General features: G+C 41.9%; 17 protein-coding genes. 12 read left to right on the top strand and 5 right to left on the bottom strand.

The genetic code is table 11. From position 1 onward, the window contains the following. Positions 1-69 precede the first annotated feature (69 nt). Complete coding sequence (gene asnS / locus BXY41_RS25625; protein WP_104439710.1) at positions 70-1,461, bottom strand: asparagine--tRNA ligase; 1,392 nt, start codon at positions 1,459-1,461, stop codon at positions 70-72. 245 nt (positions 1,462-1,706) lie between these two features. Between asnS and BXY41_RS25620 the strand changes: the two genes are divergently transcribed. The 7 genes from BXY41_RS25620 to BXY41_RS25590 all read left to right on the top strand — a co-directional run bounded on the left by BXY41_RS25620 (position 1,707) and on the right by BXY41_RS25590 (position 9,451). After that, on the top strand, positions 1,707-2,981 hold the full coding sequence (locus BXY41_RS25620; protein WP_104439709.1) for a glucose-1-phosphate adenylyltransferase: 1,275 nt from the start codon (positions 1,707-1,709) through the stop codon (positions 2,979-2,981). Then, complete coding sequence (gene glgD / locus BXY41_RS25615) at positions 2,978-4,099, top strand: glucose-1-phosphate adenylyltransferase subunit GlgD (RefSeq protein ID WP_104439708.1); 1,122 nt, start codon at positions 2,978-2,980, stop codon at positions 4,097-4,099. Before BXY41_RS25620 ends, glgD begins: the two co-directional genes overlap by 4 nt. Before the next feature lie 26 nt (positions 4,100-4,125). Further along, the gene (spoVG, locus tag BXY41_RS25610; protein WP_104439707.1) at positions 4,126-4,413 is read left to right on the top strand and encodes a septation regulator SpoVG; all 288 of its coding nucleotides are present in this window, start codon (positions 4,126-4,128) and stop codon (positions 4,411-4,413) included. 141 nt (positions 4,414-4,554) lie between these two features. Next, positions 4,555-5,541, top strand: coding sequence for a diaminopimelate dehydrogenase (locus BXY41_RS25605; RefSeq protein ID WP_104439706.1), 987 nt, complete (start codon positions 4,555-4,557; stop codon positions 5,539-5,541). Between the two features lie 21 nt (positions 5,542-5,562). Next, positions 5,563-5,973 (top strand): DUF3783 domain-containing protein, encoded by a 411-nt coding sequence (locus tag BXY41_RS25600; RefSeq protein WP_104439705.1) that lies wholly within the window; start codon positions 5,563-5,565, stop codon positions 5,971-5,973. After that, the gene (locus BXY41_RS25595; protein WP_104439704.1) at positions 5,970-7,697 is read left to right on the top strand and encodes an ABC transporter ATP-binding protein; all 1,728 of its coding nucleotides are present in this window, start codon (positions 5,970-5,972) and stop codon (positions 7,695-7,697) included. The genes BXY41_RS25600 and BXY41_RS25595 overlap by 4 nt, the downstream gene beginning before the upstream one ends. Next, positions 7,694-9,451, top strand: a complete 1,758-nt coding sequence (locus BXY41_RS25590) for an ABC transporter ATP-binding protein (RefSeq protein ID WP_104439703.1) — start codon at positions 7,694-7,696, stop codon at positions 9,449-9,451. Before BXY41_RS25595 ends, BXY41_RS25590 begins: the two co-directional genes overlap by 4 nt. 43 nt (positions 9,452-9,494) lie before the next feature. Here the strand turns inward: BXY41_RS25590 and BXY41_RS25585 are convergent, their stop codons facing one another. From BXY41_RS25585 to BXY41_RS25570, 4 genes are all read right to left on the bottom strand, one after another. Beyond that, entirely contained in the window at positions 9,495-10,244 is a 750-nt protein-coding gene (locus BXY41_RS25585) for a phosphotransferase family protein (protein ID WP_104439702.1), read from the bottom strand. 129 nt (positions 10,245-10,373) lie between these two features. Then, positions 10,374-12,284 carry a 1,4-alpha-glucan branching protein GlgB gene (gene glgB, locus BXY41_RS25580; protein WP_104439701.1) on the bottom strand — a complete coding sequence of 637 codons (1,911 nt, stop codon included), beginning with the start codon at positions 12,282-12,284 and terminating at the stop codon, positions 10,374-10,376. 87 nt (positions 12,285-12,371) lie between these two features. Next, positions 12,372-12,590: a YaaL family protein gene (locus BXY41_RS25575; protein WP_104439700.1), complete on the bottom strand. Its 219-nt coding sequence runs from the start codon at positions 12,588-12,590 to the stop codon at positions 12,372-12,374. Between the two features lie 98 nt (positions 12,591-12,688). Next, positions 12,689-12,985: an ArsR/SmtB family transcription factor gene (locus BXY41_RS25570; RefSeq protein WP_104439728.1), complete on the bottom strand. Its 297-nt coding sequence runs from the start codon at positions 12,983-12,985 to the stop codon at positions 12,689-12,691. Positions 12,986-13,392: 407 nt separating this feature from the next. On the opposite strand from BXY41_RS25570, the gene BXY41_RS25565 reads away from it, so the two are divergent. Genes BXY41_RS25565 through BXY41_RS25545 form a run of 5 tightly spaced genes read left to right on the top strand, consistent with a single transcriptional unit; the run spans position 13,393 to position 18,154 of the window. Next, entirely contained in the window at positions 13,393-13,920 is a 528-nt protein-coding gene (locus BXY41_RS25565) for a prepilin peptidase (protein ID WP_104439699.1), read from the top strand. Next, positions 13,917-14,918, top strand: coding sequence for a P-loop NTPase family protein (locus BXY41_RS25560; RefSeq protein ID WP_104439698.1), 1,002 nt, complete (start codon positions 13,917-13,919; stop codon positions 14,916-14,918). The genes BXY41_RS25565 and BXY41_RS25560 overlap by 4 nt, the downstream gene beginning before the upstream one ends. Before the next feature lie 37 nt (positions 14,919-14,955). After that, positions 14,956-16,152, top strand: a complete 1,197-nt coding sequence (locus BXY41_RS25555) for a TadA family conjugal transfer-associated ATPase (RefSeq protein WP_104439726.1) — start codon at positions 14,956-14,958, stop codon at positions 16,150-16,152. Next, on the top strand, positions 16,100-16,879 hold the full coding sequence (locus tag BXY41_RS25550) for a type II secretion system F family protein (RefSeq protein WP_242980407.1): 780 nt from the start codon (positions 16,100-16,102) through the stop codon (positions 16,877-16,879). The genes BXY41_RS25555 and BXY41_RS25550 overlap by 53 nt, the downstream gene beginning before the upstream one ends. 12 nt (positions 16,880-16,891) lie before the next feature. Next, positions 16,892-18,154: an immunoglobulin-like domain-containing protein gene (locus tag BXY41_RS25545; protein ID WP_104439697.1), complete on the top strand. Its 1,263-nt coding sequence runs from the start codon at positions 16,892-16,894 to the stop codon at positions 18,152-18,154. Positions 18,155-18,170: the final 16 nt, after the last annotated feature.

The following is an 18,170-nucleotide window of genomic DNA, read 5'->3' as shown; positions in this document are numbered from 1 at the left end:
CTTAAACTCCCTTCATACATGGTTCCGGTATAAAGAGGCTGTCTGATTATTGGCAGCAGCCTCAGCGGCTTAAAGTTCGCAGTTGTTAACGGTTCTTGGGAATGGAACCACGTCGCGGATATTGGACATACCTGTTAAATACATAACACAGCGTTCAAATCCAAGACCGAATCCGGCATGACGGGTAGAACCGTATTTTCTTAAATCAAGGTAGAAATCATAATCTTCTTTCTTAAGTCCCAGTTCATCCATACGTGCGGTGAGCTTGTCCAAGTCGTCTTCCCTCTGGCTTCCGCCAATAATCTCACCGATTCCTGGTACCAGACAGTCAACAGCAGCAACAGTTTTGTTGTCCGGGTTCATCTTCATGTAAAATGCTTTGATTTCCTTTGGATAATCAGTTACAAATACCGGTTTTTTATAGAGCTGTTCTGTTAAATAGCGTTCATGCTCCGTCTGTAAGTCACAGCCCCAGAATACTTTATAATCAAATTCTTCATTGTGTTTCTCTAAAAGTTCAACTGCTTCGGTGTAAGTCACATGAGCAAATTCGGAATTTAATACATGGTTCAGTCTTTCTAACAATTCCTTGTCCACAAACTGGTTAAAGAAGTTCATCTCTTCCGGTGCATGCTCAAGAACATAACGGATCACATATTTTAACATGGATTCTGCCAGTTCCATATCATCCTGAAGATCAGCAAAAGCCATCTCAGGCTCGATCATCCAGAATTCTGCTGCGTGACGGGTGGTATTGGAGTTCTCAGCACGGAAGGTAGGACCAAAGGTATAAACATTCCGGAAAGCCATAGCATAAGTTTCTGCATTAAGCTGTCCGCTTACGGTTAAGTTGGTTGGTTTTCCAAAGAAGTCCTGAGAAAAGTCTACAGCGCCCTCCTGGGTCATGGGAATATTCTTTAAATCCATGGTTGTTACCTGGAACATCTCACCAGCACCTTCACAGTCACTTCCTGTAATAAGGGGAGTGTGTACATAGACAAAATCCCGCTCCTGAAAGAACTGATGGATGGCATAGGCTATGAGAGAACGTACACGAAAAACTGCCTGAAACGTATTCGTTCTTGGACGAAGATGAGAGATGGTTCTTAAATATTCGAAGGTATGACGCTTTTTCTGAAGTGGGTAGTCAGGGGCAGACGCACCTTCAATGTCGATTTTTGCGCCCTGAATCTCGAAAGGCTGTTTGGCTTCCGGTGTCGGAACCAGGGTGCCTGTGACGATTATTGCTGCGCCAACATTCAGTTTGGATATCTCTGAAAAATTATCCATGGTGTCATGATATACGATCTGAAGCGTGTCAAAATAGCTTCCGTCATTTAATACAATGAAACCAAAGGTTTTGGAATCCCTTAAGCTTCTCACCCAGCCGCCAATTGTAACTTCCTTGTTGAGAAATGAATCTTTGTCTCTATATATTTGTCTTACTGTGGTTAATTCCATAATAGCTTCTCCTTTTACATGTTCGCATACTTAGTAAGATTATACTGTATTTTCGGCCTCGATTCAAGGGGGATGGGGGGCAAAAACGCTGTATCTGTACTAAAATGTAAAAGAAATGACAAAAGCATGAAAAATGTCGGAAAATGCACAAAAAATTATCACAATAATTCAAAAATTTGTTCACTATTTTACGAATGTGTGGTATAATGCTAGTACAATAAATATCAACAGCAAGAGGTGATAACGTGATTAAAAAAGAGATGATTGCCATGCTTCTTGCGGGCGGTCAGGGCAGTCGTTTGGGTGTTCTGACGCAGAAGGTGGCAAAACCCGCAGTATCCTTTGGCGGAAAATACCGGATCATCGATTTTCCGCTCAGCAATTGCATCAATTCAGGAGTCGATACAGTAGGGGTCCTGACTCAGTATCAGCCATTGCGTTTAAACACTCATATCGGAATCGGTATTCCGTGGGATTTAGACCGTAACGTTGGCGGTGTCACGATTCTTCCTCCCTATGAAAGAAGCAAGGGAAGCGACTGGTATACCGGTACAGCCAATGCCATCTATCAGAACCTGGAGTATATGGAAACCTATAACCCGGATTATGTTCTTATCCTCTCAGGGGATCATATTTATAAGATGGATTATGAGGTTATGCTGGAGTATCATAAAGCAAATAATGCTGATATCACTATTGCTGCCATGCCGGTCCCTATTGAAGAGGCCAGCCGTTTCGGAATTCTGATTACCGATGAGAACAACCGGATAACAGAATTCGAGGAAAAACCTGCAAATCCCAGAAGCAATCTTGCTTCCATGGGCATCTACATATTCAGCTGGAAGGTCTTAAAAGAAGCGTTAATCAAAATGTCAGATGTTCCCGGCTGTGACTTTGGAAAGCATATCATACCAGATTGTTTTGATTCAGGAAACCGTGTATTTGCATACGAATACAACGGTTATTGGAAGGATGTAGGGACCTTAAGCTCTTATTGGGAAGCCAATATGGAGCTGATTGATATCATTCCGGAATTTAATCTCTATGAAGAGTATTGGAAGATTTATACCAAGAGTGATATTATTCCGCCTCAGTATGTGTCAAAAGAGGCTGTCATTGACAGAAGTATCATCGGAGAAGGAACTGAAATCTGCGGAGAGGTTCATAACTCCGTCATTGGTGCTGGTGTGGTAATCAAGTCAGGGGCTGTAGTGAAAGATTCCATTATCATGAGAGAGTGCGTGATAGGGGAGAACACCAGAGTTAGTAAAGCAATCATCGCTGAGAACGTTATTGTCGGTGCAGACTGTGAATTGGGAGCAGGTGATTTTGCACCCAGCAAATACGATCCCAAGGTTTATCAGTTTGATCTGGTAACCATTGGTGAAAATTCAGTCATACCAGATAAAGTAAAGGTGGGGAAGAACACAGCAATTGTCGGAGAGACCAGACTGGAGGATTATCCGGATGGGGAGCTGGCAGGCGGTGACTACATCATAAAGGCAGGTGGTATGAAATGAGGGCCATAGGAATTGTATTAGCAGGCGGAAACAGCAAAAGAATGAGGGAATTATCCAATAAAAGGGCAATAGCCGCTATGCCCATTGCAGGAAACTACCGCAGCATAGATTTTGCACTCAGTAATATGACAAACTCTCATATACAGAATGTGGCGGTTTTAACCCAGTATAATTCCAGATCTCTTCATCTGCATTTAAGCTCTTCCAAGTGGTGGGATTTCGGTAGAAAGCAGGGAGGCCTTTTTGTATTTACCCCTACCATTACAGCAGAAAGCAGCGACTGGTACAGGGGAACTGCCGACGCCCTTTATCAGAATCTGATATTCTTAAAAAACAGTCATGAGCCATATGTGGTTATCGCTGCTGGAGACGGCATCTATAAGCTGGATTATGGAAAAGTACTGGAATATCATATTGAAAAGAAGGCTGACATCACCGTTGTCTGTACAGAACTTCCGGCTGGAGAGGACACAACCCGCTTTGGAATTGTGAAAACCAATGATGACGGAAGAATTACAGATTTTGAGGAAAAACCTATGGTTGCTTCCTCTAACACAGTCTCCTGCGGTATTTATGTAATCCGCAGACGACAGCTGATTGAGTTAATTGAACGGTGCGCCATGGAAGACCGTTATGATTTTGTGAGTGACATTCTCGTCCGTTACCGGAATCTTAAAAGAATCTATGCCTACCGTATGAATACATACTGGAGAAACATTGCCTCTGTGGAGTCCTACTATAAGACCAATATGGACTTTTTAAAACCAGAGGTCAGGGATTATTTCTTCCGACAGTATCCGGATGTTTATTCGAAGATTGATGATCTGCCACCAGCAAAGTACAATCCTGGAGCTTCTGTGAAAAACAGCCTGATCTCCAGTGGCAGTATTGTCAACGGAGTAGTAGAAAACTCCGTTTTATTTAAAAAAGCTTATATTGGTAACAACTGTGTCATCAGGAATTCCATCATTTTAAATGATGTTTATATAGGAGACAATACGGTAATAGAAAACTGTATCGTGGAAAGCCGGGATACCATCCGGGCCAATACCACCTATATAGGAACGCCAGACAATGTAAAAATTGTCATAGAAAAAAACGAGAGATACACATTATAGGAAATGTGACGGGAAGGGGCTTTAACATGCAGATTACAGACGTAAGAGTTAGACGCATCGAAAAAGAGGGTAAGATGAAAGCTATTGTATCCATAACACTGGACAATGAATTTGTGATTCATGATATTAAGGTAATTGAAGGAGAAAAAGGCCTGTTTATTGCCATGCCAAGCCGCAAGGCTGCAGACGGGGAGTACCGGGATATCGCACATCCCATTAATTCCGGAACCCGGGATATGATCCAGAGAGTAATTTTGGATAAGTATGAAACCACGGCTCTTGAGATGCCGGAGGTTGCAGCAGCATTTGCTTAAGTAATATATGATTTTAATCCGCAGACCAGTTTTATCCGGCTGCGGATTTTTTTTATCAAAAATCATTGGAATACGGGATTTACACCAGTGTTCTTGTAAACTATAATAGAAAGTAATTAATTTGCGAAAGGTGGGTCATTTATGACTATAAAAATAGGAATTTTAGGTTATGGAAATCTTGGAAGAGGTGTGGAATGTGCAATTCTACATAATCCGGATATGGAACTTTGTGGGGTATTTACCAGGAGAGATCCTGAATCAATCAGTCTGCTTACTCCGGGAGTGGAGGTTCATCCAGTTGAAGAGGCCATTTCCATGAAGGATGCAGTTGATGTACTGATTCTCTGCGGTGGAAGCGCCCATGATCTTCCAGAGCAGACTCCCCAGTTTGCCAGATATTTTAATGTGGTGGACAGCTTTGACACCCATGCTAAGATTCAGGAACATTTTGAAAAGGTGGATGCCAGCGCCAAAGAGGGTAATAAAACAGCAATAATCTCCGTTGGCTGGGATCCGGGTATGTTCTCTTTAAACCGCCTGTATGCAGGTGCCATATTACCAGGTGGTCACGATTACACCTTCTGGGGCAAGGGAGTCAGCCAGGGCCATTCAGATGCCATACGTAAGATAGAAGGTGTTAAAGATGCAAGGCAGTACACCATTCCTGTGAAAGAATCTTTGGAGGCAGTGCGGAGTGGAAAAAATCCAGAGCTTACTACCAGACAGAAACATACCAGGGAGTGCTACGTAGTTTTAAAAGAAGGAGCAGACCAGGAAAAAATAAGGGAAGAGATTGTGACCATGCCCAATTATTTTGCTGATTATGATACAGAGGTTCATTTTATCAGTGAAGAGGAACTGCTGCGGGATCATAAAGGAATTCCCCACGGCGGATCAGTGATAAGAACTGGAACAACCGGCTGGAAAGATGAGAACGGTCATGTGGTTGAATACAGCTTAAAACTGGATTCAAACCCTGAATTTACCGCATCTGTCCTGATTGCTTATGCAAGGGCTGCCTATCGTTTGAATAAAGAAGGGGTGAGCGGTTGTAAAACCGTGTTTGATATTGCGCCTTCCTATTTAAGCATATTAGACGGCGAACAGCTTCGCAGACAATTGCTATAGACAGCAGCAGGAGGAGACGAAATGTCAGTAAAGAAAGAAATGGTATTGTATTATTGTCCGGAAAAGGATAGTCAGAAAGGGAATGATTCAAGAATTGCCAGGTTAAAGGCAGTTCTGGTACGAATGGGAATCCGCATAAAAAATATTACACCAGACCAGACAGGCCAGACTATCGGTTATCTGGCTGGTATTGAGGGATTTGAGGAGCAGCCATCAGGTGAATATCCCATGGTGGAGGAAGAAGTTCTGGTAATGAAGAATTTTTCCAGCAGGAAAATTGATGAACTGCTAATGAATTTAAGGCGTTCCGGAGTATCAAAAATAGCTTTAAAGGCTGTGATAACAGATACCAATTCAAAATGGAATTTCTACGAATTATATCAGGAACTGAAAAAAGAGCATGAGACTATGTCTGGCAAAGAAGAGTCATGAAACGAATTATAACGTATTATTTAAAGCCCTATTATCTTCGGATGACTGTGGGCTTTTTCATTAAATTTTCAGGTACACTGATGGATCTTTTTCTCCCCTGGACACTGGCCCGCATGATTGATATGGTGATTCCGGCAGGAAAAAAGGAAGAAATTTTTCTGTGGGGAATCTTCATGCTGGTATGCTCTGTTCTGGCGGTGACACTAAGCATTATTGCAAACCGAATGGCATCGAGAGTGGCCAGTGACTCGATTTTTACCATAAGGGAGGATTTATTTCGCAAGGTAATGATACTTTCAAACCGGCAGGCTGATGAAATAACAAGACCCTCCCTGATCTCCAGACTTACCAGTGACACTTATAATGTGCATCAGATGATTGGAAGAATTCAGAGACTTGGAGTACGATCCCCAATCTTACTGGTGGGCGGAATTATAATGACTTTTTTACTGGATCCTGTTTTAGCCTGTATCCTTTTAGGGGTTCTTCCTCTTCTGACAGCAGTGGTCATTGGTGTTTCCGGTAAGAGTATTCCTCAGTTTACCCAGCTGCAGGAAAAGGTGGATGGATTTGTGCGTCTGATTCGGGAGGACATAGCTGGAATCCGTGTCATTAAAGCTCTTTCCAAAGAGGACTTTGAGCGGGAACGGTTCGATCAACATAATCGTGAGGTAGTGGATTGGGAAAAACGTGCTACCGTTACAACAGCCATAATAAACCCGGTCATGAACCTGTTTCTCAATATGGGGCTGGTGTGCGTCATAATTGCAGGTGCGTATCGTGTTAATGAAGGACTATCCAAAGTCGGCACCATATTGGCATTTATGACTTACTTTACAATAATTCTAAATGCTCTCATGTCCATTTCCAGAATGTTTGTTATTGTATCAAAGGCAGCCGCGTCAGCAGAGCGGATTGACAGAGTGCTTAAAGGGGAAGATGAGTCCTCTTTTCAATTGGCGCCTGCATTAAAAGAGAAGGAAAAAGAAACTTCATTTCTGGAATTCGATCATGTATCCTTTTCTTATGACGGTAGCGGAAATCATTTAAGGGACATCTCGTTTCGAATGGAAAAAGGAGAAACACTGGGCATTATAGGGGCAACGGGATCGGGAAAATCTACGGTTGTCAATCTGCTTATGAGATATTACGACCCGGATGAGGGTACAATCCGTATCAATGAGCAGGATATCCGTGCAATGAGCCTTAAAGATTTAAGGTCCAGGTTTGGAACTGTATTTCAAAATGATGTGATATTTGAAGAATCCATATTGGAAAATATACGAATGGGGCGTAATATTTCTGAAAAGGAAGCAGTCGATGCAGCCGGATATGCCAGGGCACTTGATTTTATCGGAGAAAAAGGGGGCATCTCAGAATCCTTAAATATCCGGGGTGCCAATTTAAGCGGAGGCCAGAAGCAGAGAATCCTGATAGCAAGAGCCCTTGCCGCTCATCCTGAAATTTTAGTACTTGATGATTCTTCAAGCGCTCTGGACTACAAAACAGATTCCCAGCTAAGGAGAGAACTAAAGGAAAACTTTTCCCACACTACCTGTATTCTGATTGCCCAGAGGGTTGGCTCTGTTATGAACTTGGATCAGATTCTGGTACTGGATGAGGGGGCCGTAATTGGGCAGGGCACTCATGAAGAATTGATGAAAACCTGTGAAGGCTATCGGGAAATAGTTACTTCTCAGATGGGAGTGGGAGGAAACGTATGAAGGACTCACAAAAAAGCACAATAAAACGTTTGATGCCTTATCTGATGAAATACCGGTTTTTACTTCTTCTTGCCTTTGTTATGACAATAGGAAGCAATCTGCTGGCATTACTGGGACCATTGCTTTCCGGTTATGCTGTTGATGCCATAGAACCTGGGAAGGGAAGTGTGAATTTTCCCCGCGTTTTTCAATACGCAGGTCTTATGGCAATGTTTTATCTGGTATCTTCTATCCTGTCCTATATCCTGTCTGTATTGATGATTACAATCAGTCGGAAGGTAGTATATCAGATGCGTAAGGATGTCTTTGACCGAATGCTTAACTTGCCGTCTGGTTATTATGATACCCATCAGACAGGAGATATCATAAGCCGTATTTCTTATGATATTGATACGGTAAATGAATCTCTGTCCAGTGACTTAATTCAGATTCTTACCACGCTGGTGACGGTTGTGGGAGCTCTTTATATGATGGTGATTATCTCGCCAAAACTCGTGCTGGTATTTGTAATAACGGTTCCCTTGTCAGGTCTGATGACCAGATTCATCACAAGCCGGACAAGGCCTCTGTTTCGTGAGCGGGCCAGAAGCCTTGGAGCGCTCAATGGTTTTGTGGAAGAAACGGTTACCGGGCAGAAAAGTATTAAAGCCTATTGCGAGGAAGAAGAGGTAATCCGTAAGTTTTCTTTTAAAAATAAAGAGGCAGTGGAAAGTTATTACAAATCAGAATATTATGGTAGCATGACAGGCCCAATGGTCAATTTTATTAATAATCTGTCCCTGACCTTAATCAGCGTATTTGGTGCATTCCTTTATCTGACAGGTGCCATGTCAGTGGGACAGATCTCCTCATTTGTACTCTATTCAAGAAAATTCTCCGGTCCTATTAATGAGGCTGCAAATATTATGAATGATCTTCAATCTGCCCTTGCTGCGGCAGAGCGGGTGTTTAAGCTTATGGATGAAATTCCGGAGCAGGAAGACCGAAAAGATGCGGTGGTAATTTCTGATTTAAAACGATCAGTCAAAGGCTGTGTTGAATTTTCTCATGTGGATTTTGGATATGAGCCTGGAAAACCTATACTGAAGAATCTGTCCTTAAAAGCAGAACCTGGGAAGCTGATTGCGATTGTAGGTCCGACTGGAGCAGGGAAAACAACAATCATAAATCTGTTAATGCGCTTTTATGATGTGAATGGCGGTAAAATTACCATTGATGGTATGGATATAAGAGATCTGACCAGGAAAAATCTGAGAAAGTCATTTGCCATGGTGTTACAGGATACATGGCTGTTTCAGGGAACGATCTATGAGAACCTGGCTTATGGAAAAGAAGATGCGACTTTGGATGAAGTGGTAAAAGCCGCAAAAGATGCACGGATTCACTCCTTTATTGAGCAACTGCCGGAAGGGTATAATACCATCTTAAAAGAAGACGGAACAAATATATCTAAGGGTCAGAAGCAGCTTTTAACCATAGCGAGAGCCATGCTGCTGGATAGTAAAATACTAATTCTGGATGAAGCAACATCGAATGTGGACACAAGAACTGAAATTCGGATCCAACAGGCTATGCGCCGCCTGATGGCAGGAAAAACCTGTTTTGTTATTGCACACCGCCTTTCTACCATTCAGGATGCAGATCTGATCGCGGTTATTTATCAGGGGGGAGTTGCAGAACAGGGAACTCATCAGAGTTTAATGGAAAAACGGGGCAGATATTATGAAATGGTCATGGCTCAATATGATTCTTAATAAGGGAACGGATGAAACAAACTCCGTTCCCTTTTCCTGTCTTTTACTGGTAATCACAAACTCCTGCCCATTTATTCAGAAGCTCTGCTTCTTCCGGCCGTTTTTTGGAAAGCTGGGCAGCAGCAACAATGGGAAGCCATGACTGAACATACTTTTTCGCGGTTCCGGTCTTCTTACAGAACAGGTTCATATACATATCTGCCTTATTCTGGTCCTGAAGACAGAACAGCAGATAGGTTCTTGCTACATCTGCACTGGCATTGCCCTGAGTGGCATGAACCCAGTCCAGAACAAACATGGTGCCGTCTTCCTTTACAATGATATTGGAGGGGTTAAAATCGCCATGGCAGAGTTTCGTATGCTTTGGCATGCTGTCAAGCTGAGTGCGCATGTCATATCTTGTTACATCACCAAGCTCTTCAATGTCCTGGATCTGCTTGGATATTTTATCCTTCAGCTTATTTAAATGGGGACAATGCTTAGACATGACATTCAGATGAAGATTTACCATCTGTTCCATATATTCAGGCAGTTTTTCCGGATTTTCATCCATAAGCTGCTGGAGGGTTTTGCCTTCAATAAAATCAAAGGTTATGGACCACTGGTTTTCAAAAACACCGACTTCCAGTACTCTTGGAACATTAATGCCGCCAATTTCTTCCACTCTGGCGCTGATCAGTGCTTCGTTTAAAACTTCAGCCTTTGGAAACTCAGCGTTGAAAACCTTAATTGCCTTTTCACCATCGTGAAAGACCTTTTTTGTTGCTGTTGTAGCGATTAATTCTGCTGCCATATGAACCTCTCCTTCCATCTTTGAGTCTAGCATATTAAGTAATTTTATACGTTTATTTTACTACAAAATACCGAAAAAGTATAGCAATTTATAGAAATATATAGAATAAATTACCAAATAATTTGCCAATCAGAAACAAAATATGGCGGCTCCATAAGCCGGAAGAGGATATGCAATGGAATAATCCTGACCATCCCATGGAGTCTTTTCAGATTTATAGGTCAGAGCTGTTTTGGCTTTTTTATACAGACCGTTGGAAGTATCCAGCACAAGTGTGTATTTTCCTGATTTTGGCACACCCACACGGTACTCAGGACGGGATACAGGAGTAAAGTTAAGAACAAACAGCAAGCTGCCCTGAGTGTCCTTTCCGTGCCTTATAAAACTGAAAATACTATGCTCGTTGTCATTGGCATTTATCCAGGAAAAACCTTCCCAGACATAATCATTGTCATAAAGTGCAGGGAATTTCCGATACAGGTGTAAAAGATCTCTGACATAATTTTGAAGATCTTCCCCAAGGGGTTCTTTGGCCAGATACCAGTCCAGGGAATCTTTTTCATCCCATTCGTGGAACTGCCCGAAATCCTGTCCCATAAAAAGCAGCTTCTTGCCTGGATGACCAAGCATGAAGGTATAACCAAGTTTTAAATTGGAAAACTTATCCTCAAGGAGTCCGGGCATTTTGCCAATCATGGAACCTTTTAAATGAACCACTTCATCATGGGATAATACAAGTATATATTTTTCACTGGTAAAATATGTAATTCCAAATGTCATTTTATGATGATTATATTTTCTGAAGTACGGATCCAGCTTCATGTACTCCAGAAAATCATGCATCCAGCCCATATTCCACTTAAATGTAAAACCAAGGCCTGAATTTTCCGACTTATCCGTAACCTTTGGCCAGGCAGTGGATTCTTCCGCAATTACAACAGCACCTTTTCCACGTTCCTTCATAACACTGTTTAAATGCTTAAAGAATTCAATTGCCTCAAGGTTTTCATTACCACCCAGACAGTTTTTCACCCATTCACCCTGGGATCTTCCGTAGTCTAAATACAGCATGGAAGCGACAGCATCCACCCGCAGCCCGTCGATATGATACTTTTCCACCCAGTAAAGAGCATTGGCAATCAGGAAATTATCAACCTCATACTTACTGTAATCAAAAACCTTGGTTCCCCAGTCAGGATGTTCTCCCTTGCGTGGATCTGCGTATTCATAACAGGCCTCTCCATCAAATTCGGAAAGTCCGTGGGCATCCTTGGGAAAATGTGCAGGCACCCAGTCAAGTATGACACCAATTCCATTCTGATGCATGTAATCAACAAAGTACATAAACTCCTCCGGTGTACCGTACCGGGAAGTAGGAGCATAATAACCGGTCACCTGATAGCCCCAGGAACCGTCGTAGGGGTGTTCTGCAATGCCTAACAGCTCTATGTGGGTATAACCCATATCCTTTATGTATTCTGCCAGTTCATGAGCGGCTTCTCTGTATGTATAAAACCCTTCTTTATCCTCTCGGTTTTTTCTTTTCCAGGATCCTAAATGAACTTCATAAATGCTTAATGGTCCTGTTAATGGATCCTGTTCTTCCCTTTTTGCAACCCATTCCAGATCATTCCACGAATATACAGATAAATCTGCAGTAATAGAAGCGGTTTGCGGTCGGAACTCAGCATAAAAAGCATAGGGATCCGCTTTAAAAAGAATCTTTCCGCTGGGTGTGGTCACACAATATTTGTATAACTGTCCCAGACCGACTCCTGGTACAAATACTTCCCAAATCCCGGAGTCGGCTAAGGGAACCATAGGATTTAAGTCGGGGTTCCAACCGTTGAAATCTCCCACTACACCAACCTGACTGGCATGAGGTGCCCAAACAGCAAAATACATTCCCTGTTTTCCGTTGCATGTTTTTGGATGAGCGCCCAGTTTTTCATAAATTTCGTAATGCCGGCCGTTGTTGTATAAATACCGGTCAAGCTCAGTAATAAAACCTGTTTCCAATTCATTTGTTAAATCTTCCATTTGCTCACCCCTCCATTTTGGTACACGATTCCACAGGCAGAAGCAGCGTTTGCAACAGGTTACGTATTAAAGCGGGTTTTTGTCTGACTATACTTCACGGCTTTTAAAACGACGCAAAAGAAACTGGTAACGTAGCTGTGCGGCATTAAGCTCGTAAATGTAACAGTCAATTAATGTCGGGTCAACGACCTGTTCAAAATGATTTCTTGCTGCATCAATGGCGGTTTTGGAACGTTCGATTTCTTTTCGTAAATTCCGTTCCTCTTCCGTAAGGGAAAAGTGATTTCCTAACAATAAATTTTTCATACGATCATCTCCAGATAACAATTTAACGAGGTACCTATCAATCTCAGTATATCTGGAAATTGGAACTTTATTCATCTATTGCCTGAATCTCCATAAATTTAATGGACTGGATCCATAAATTTCTGGAGATACTGCCCAAGAGTACATAACTTTCTTGTGCTTTCTCCAAAGGTAAGAAAGTAATAATTAGCAGTTCCTTCCTGTCTGGCAGACACCAGCCCTGCTTCCTTGAGAATCTTTAAATGATGAGATATGGCCGGCCGGGATAAATTTGTCTGATCCGTGATCTCGTTCACGTTCATTCCCCGGACATTTGTCTGAAACGAATCCGTACTGGCCAGAACTTCAATAATTGTAAGCCGGACCTCGTCTCCCAATGCAATAAAAAGCGGCATGCAGCTTTTAAAAAGCTCAGAAAATTCGCTATTTGCCACCTGAAACATCTCCTTTGGTTTAAAATAGTAAACTAATATTATATTAACACCCGGAGAGAAAAAGGTCAACTGATATTGTGTAAAATCACTTATATAAAATAAAAAAATGATAAAATATTGTAAAAATTAACAATAAAACACGATCCGCATTACAATCACCTGTTTGTCAGTTTTTAAAAAAGTTGTAAAAAGCTGTTGACTTTTGTATTTATCTTGTGCATAATAAAGTCAGAATCCCGCATACGTTCTGTATACGGACTCTCTCATTATCAATGAATTGGAATTCTTTATTCCGTCGTTCAAGGCCGATATTCCGGCACTATTTCCAGATTTATAGTTTAAATAAAGGGGATGATATTGTAAAATTTGTGGTATTATTTTTTATTCTCGCAGCTGGTTCTTATTTTGATGTAAGAGAACACAGAATACCCAACAGGCTGGTGCTGACTGGTGTGGCGGGGGGAGTTATTTTATTTGGCTGGGAGGCAGGGAATCAGGCAGTACTATGGGGAGCAATCTTCTTTTTAAGCCGTTTCTTTGCAGTAACAGCGTTGTTTTTTCTTCTGTTTCTATTCCGTATGATTGGAGCTGGTGATATTAAAATCATTGCTTTGATATTCGGGTATCTGGGTTATGGCAACGGTTTTGCAGCAGTTGCCGGAGGTTTCATAATAGGGGCATTCTGGTCCCTGGTTCTAATGACTGTGAAAGGCTGTACCTTTCAGCGGTTTTCTTACTTTCTGACCTATGTCAGGTCATTGATTCAGACAAAAAAAATCACAGCTTATTATAGTTCCGCCCGGGATGGGTACGACGCGGTAATTCCGTTAGGATTCTGTATGTTTTTAGGAACAATACTTACTGTTGTTTTTTTTCAACAAGGAGGTTTGCTATGACAAAACGTATTATGGCAATATACGATGCGGACTCTGGATTTGGAGAACGGTTTGCAGAATTTGTAAATTTTAAAGAGCGGTTTCCTGTGTCCATTGTGTCGTTTTCATCACTGGAGGAACTTAAGAGTTACAGCTGTGATCATGAAATTAAACTTCTGCTCATCAGTTCCAGAGTTTCAAACCAGGAGATCGGGCAGATTGGTGCAGATAAAGTAGTTCTGCTTGCAGAAGAGAAAATAATACCTGCAAATGAGTCCTATCCCAGTGTTTATAAATACCAGGCGGCAGATCACCTCATTCGGGAGATTATGGAACAATACTGCGCTGATCTGGAAGAAACAGGATATACCACACTGTCAGAAAGAAGCAGGGTAGTCGGTGTCTATTCACCGGTAAACCGTTGTTTAAAAACATCCTTTTCCCTGGCTATGGCTCAGCTTTTGTCACGGGATTTAAAGGTTCTTTACTTAAATATGGAAGATTGCTCTGGTTTTGAGGGTCTGACAGGAGAAGAGTATAAAAGAGGGATGTCAGATCTGTTTTATTACTACAGACAGGGCAGCTTTTCATTTGGACGGCTTGGTTCTGTTATCTATTCATGGGGAGATTTGGATTATGTACCACCGGTTCAGTATCCGGAAGATCTGGCATTTATTTCATCTCAGGAGATAGCGGGACTAATTAAGCAGATCTCTAAGGAGAGTACATACGGTACCATTATCCTTGATCTGGGGCAGATGGGAAAAAGAGCGGCTGACGTTTTGGAAGTATGTGACGGAATCTATATGCCGGTAAAAGATGATTGTGTATCAGCGGCCAAAGTTGAAGAGTTTGAAGCATACCTTGCAGCTTCCGGCCACAATGCTGTAATGAGCAGGATTCAGAAAATCAATCTTCCCTATCATTGTACCTTTGGCAGGAAGGACAATTATCTGGATCAGCTTTTGTGGAGTGAATTAGGAGATTATACCCGGCAGCTGTTAAGAAAACAGCCATAGGGAGGGAGAAGTTATGAACGAAGAACAACGCATCAGGATGCGGGAAGACATTATGTTGGAACTAAATCAGCATCAACAGATTTCAGATGAAGAGCTTTACACCATGATTGATGAGAAGATAATCAGTTTTGGAATGACCGAATATCTGCCTCTAAGAGAAAAACTAATATTAAGAGGCTGGCTGTTTGACTCCTTCAGACGCCTGGGGATACTTCAGGAACTGGTAGATGATAAAACTGTCACAGAAATCATGGTAAATGGGGCAAATAACATCTTTATTGAAAGAAATGGCCGTATGGAACGGTGGGAAAAGGAATTTGAGAGTCAGGAACAATTGGAAGATATGATTCAGCAGATTGTCAGCCGTGTAAACAGGACCGTGAATGTTTCAAGACCCATAGCAGATGCCAGACTGTGTGACGGCTCCAGGGTTCATGTTGTCCTGCCGCCGGTTTCCATTGACGGACCAGCTGTTACAATCAGAAAGTTTCCAGAACCCATCACTATTGGTAAGCTTTTAAAGCTGGGATCCATAACCAGGGAAGCAGCAGACTTTTTAAAAGCCATTGTGGAGGCTGGATATAATATTTTCATCAGCGGAGGAACCAATTCCGGTAAAAGTACTTTTCTAAATGCCCTTTCTTCTTACATCCCCCAAAACGAGCGTATTGTAACCATTGAAGATTCTGCAGAGCTTCAGATCACTCATATCACCAATCTGGTACGTCTGGAGACGAGAGGCGCCAATGGAGAAGGGGAGGGAGAGGTGACCATCGGTGATTTAATAAAGGCAGCACTTCGCATGAATCCATCCAGAATTATCGTTGGCGAAGTAAGAGGAAGAGAAGCGCTTGATATGATTTCTGCCATGAATACCGGGCATGACGGAAGTTTAAGCACCGGGCATGGAAATAGTCCAAAGGACATGCTGTCAAGGTTAGAAACCATGGTACTCATGGGGACAGACATTCCTCTTCTGGCGGTGCGCAGTCAGGTAGCGGCAGCAATTGATATCTTAATTCATTTAGGCAGATTAAGGGATAAAAGCAGACGGGTCTTATCAATTGTGGAGGTAGCAGGATATGAAGGTGGTGAAATCAGACTTAATCCCATTTATCGGTTTGAAGAAGAGGAAACCGACAGGGGAGATACAAAAAAAGTTGGTGGAAGCCTTAAGAAGGTTGGAGACCTTAAAAACACAGAAAAGCTCAAAGCAGCAGGCATTGAATTATGATATCTATATCCTTTCTATGAGGGAGTGGCTGTTTTATAGTGGACAGGGAATCTTAATTGCAGCACTTTTCTCTTATATTTTCTATCGCAGTCTGGTGGTATTTCTTATTTTCATTCCTTTCGGAATTATAGTTCCTTTGACAAAAAGAAAAGAATTAAAAAACAGACAGCTTCAGCAGTTAAATCTGGAATTTAAAGAAGGCATTTTACTTCTCTCCTCCTTTTTAAGTGCAGGTTATTCAGTAGAAAACTCTGTTATTTCTGCGTCAGTAGAATTATCTGTTCTTTATGGCAAGGAGGGACTTATAACAAAGGAATTCCGGTTCATTGAGAGACAGATTCATATGAACCGGTCCGTTGAGCAGGCATTTTTAGAATTTGCATTAAGAAGCGGTCTGGATGATGTGAAGAACTTTGCAGAAGTATTTTCCACTGCAAAGCGCAGCGGAGGAGAATTGGTTTCTATCATCAGTCACACGGCAGATGTAATTCGGGACAAAGTACAGGTGAGGCAGGAGATTCTGACCATGACGGCTTCCAAGCAGTTTGAACTAAAAATAATGAATCTTATTCCTTTTTTCATTGTCATCTATATTGATTTTACATCCCCCGGCTTTTTTCAGATTATGTATACCACTGGAGCGGGAAGAATTTTAATGACCATATGTATGATCCTTTATATGATTGCCTATCAGACAGCAAAGAGGATTATGGAAATTGAGATATAATCGGGGAGCCTTATGAAAAAACAATTAAGTATTAAATGGAGACAGCCTGTAACAAAGGTACAGGCCGCATGTGCAGCGGGAGGGATTGTTTTATATGCAGTTCTGGAACTTTCTACTTTCTGGGGCAGGCAGGATGTGTTTTACGGGGAGGGGCTTAAAAGAGCCGGACCAGGGCAGGGAGAGAACATTTATGAGGTTTTGGTAAAAGGACTGGATGAAGAACAGGAAGATAAAAAACTATTAATAGAAATTCCTGTAAGGGAGCGAAGATATACAGATAAAGAAGCAGAGGACCTGTTTGACCAGCTGGAAACCCAGCTTCCAGCCCAAATACTTTCAGAAAATGATTCTCTTAACTTAATAAGACAAAATCTGAACCTGAAAACCAGACTGGACACTTCTGGATTAACCGTACGCTGGGAAACCAGTGACTCTGAGCTCATTGACTCCTCTGGAACAGTTTATAACAAGGATATTCCTGAGACAGGGAAAGAAATTCTGATTCTGGCTATGGTATCAGATGGTATCCACCAGCGAAGCTATCAATACAAAGGTAAAGTATATCCACCTGTTCTGACGTTGGATGAAAAAAAGAAAGCGGCCTTTCAGAAATGGGCAGATGATCTTGATACGAAGCAGCAGACAGACATATCACTTATTTTACCTGATGTATTTGAAGGACAAAAACTCAGGTACTCTAAACCAAAAGAAGGAAGTTATGGAATTTTGCCTATGCTTGGTTTTGTACTGGCAGTGCTCTTGCAGGTCAGGACTCAGGTTGAAAAGCAGAAAAAAAGCAGGTTGAGAGAGCAACAGCTTTTAATGGATTATTCAGAAGTGATTTCAAAGCTTGTGGTTTATATTGGAGCAGGTTATACCGTAAGGGGAGCATGGGAACGAATTGCAGCAGGATACAGGGAGTCTCTTAAAAATGGAAGGCGTGTCATGCGCCCGGCTTATGAAGAGATGGTACATACGGCGTCACAGTTAAAAAGTGGTTTGTCGGAAAGCCGTGCTTACAATGAATTTGGAAGGCGTTGCAGCCTCCAGCCATACATAAAGCTTGCAGCTTTACTGGAACAAAATCAGAAAAATGGAGGCAGGCAGTTAAGGAATGCACTTGATATAGAAATGGCTTCTGCTTTTGAGCAGAGAAAGAATGCAGCCAGAAAGCTGGGAGAAGAAGCAGGTACAAAGCTTTTGCTGCCCCTCCTACTAATGTTATTTGTTGTCATGACTATGATCGTAGTACCTGCATTTCTTGCATTTTACTAGAGAGGAGGTGATACCA

The organism is Lacrimispora xylanisolvens (genome assembly GCF_002934545.1).
GTDB lineage: Bacteria > Bacillota > Clostridia > Lachnospirales > Lachnospiraceae > Lacrimispora > Lacrimispora xylanisolvens.
This window is presented reverse-complemented; position numbering and strand designations above follow the sequence as displayed.

What these genes read in the sequence shown, in the direction of transcription:
- asnS (WP_104439710.1), bottom strand. Translation starts at nt 1,461, where the DNA reads ATGGAATTAACCACAGTAAGACAAATATATAGAGACAAAGATTCATTT.
- glgD (WP_104439708.1), top strand. Translation starts at nt 2,978, where the DNA reads ATGAGGGCCATAGGAATTGTATTAGCAGGCGGAAACAGCAAAAGAATG.
- spoVG (WP_104439707.1), top strand. Translation starts at nt 4,126, where the DNA reads ATGCAGATTACAGACGTAAGAGTTAGACGCATCGAAAAAGAGGGTAAG.
- BXY41_RS25605 (WP_104439706.1), top strand. Translation starts at nt 4,555, where the DNA reads ATGACTATAAAAATAGGAATTTTAGGTTATGGAAATCTTGGAAGAGGT.
- BXY41_RS25600 (WP_104439705.1), top strand. Translation starts at nt 5,563, where the DNA reads ATGTCAGTAAAGAAAGAAATGGTATTGTATTATTGTCCGGAAAAGGAT.
- BXY41_RS25595 (WP_104439704.1), top strand. Translation starts at nt 5,970, where the DNA reads ATGAAACGAATTATAACGTATTATTTAAAGCCCTATTATCTTCGGATG.
- BXY41_RS25590 (WP_104439703.1), top strand. Translation starts at nt 7,694, where the DNA reads ATGAAGGACTCACAAAAAAGCACAATAAAACGTTTGATGCCTTATCTG.
- BXY41_RS25585 (WP_104439702.1), bottom strand. Translation starts at nt 10,244, where the DNA reads ATGGCAGCAGAATTAATCGCTACAACAGCAACAAAAAAGGTCTTTCAC.
- glgB (WP_104439701.1), bottom strand. Translation starts at nt 12,284, where the DNA reads ATGGAAGATTTAACAAATGAATTGGAAACAGGTTTTATTACTGAGCTT.
- BXY41_RS25575 (WP_104439700.1), bottom strand. Translation starts at nt 12,590, where the DNA reads ATGAAAAATTTATTGTTAGGAAATCACTTTTCCCTTACGGAAGAGGAA.
- BXY41_RS25570 (WP_104439728.1), bottom strand. Translation starts at nt 12,985, where the DNA reads ATGCCGCTTTTTATTGCATTGGGAGACGAGGTCCGGCTTACAATTATT.
- BXY41_RS25560 (WP_104439698.1), top strand. Translation starts at nt 13,917, where the DNA reads ATGACAAAACGTATTATGGCAATATACGATGCGGACTCTGGATTTGGA.
- BXY41_RS25555 (WP_104439726.1), top strand. Translation starts at nt 14,956, where the DNA reads ATGCGGGAAGACATTATGTTGGAACTAAATCAGCATCAACAGATTTCA.
- BXY41_RS25545 (WP_104439697.1), top strand. Translation starts at nt 16,892, where the DNA reads ATGAAAAAACAATTAAGTATTAAATGGAGACAGCCTGTAACAAAGGTA.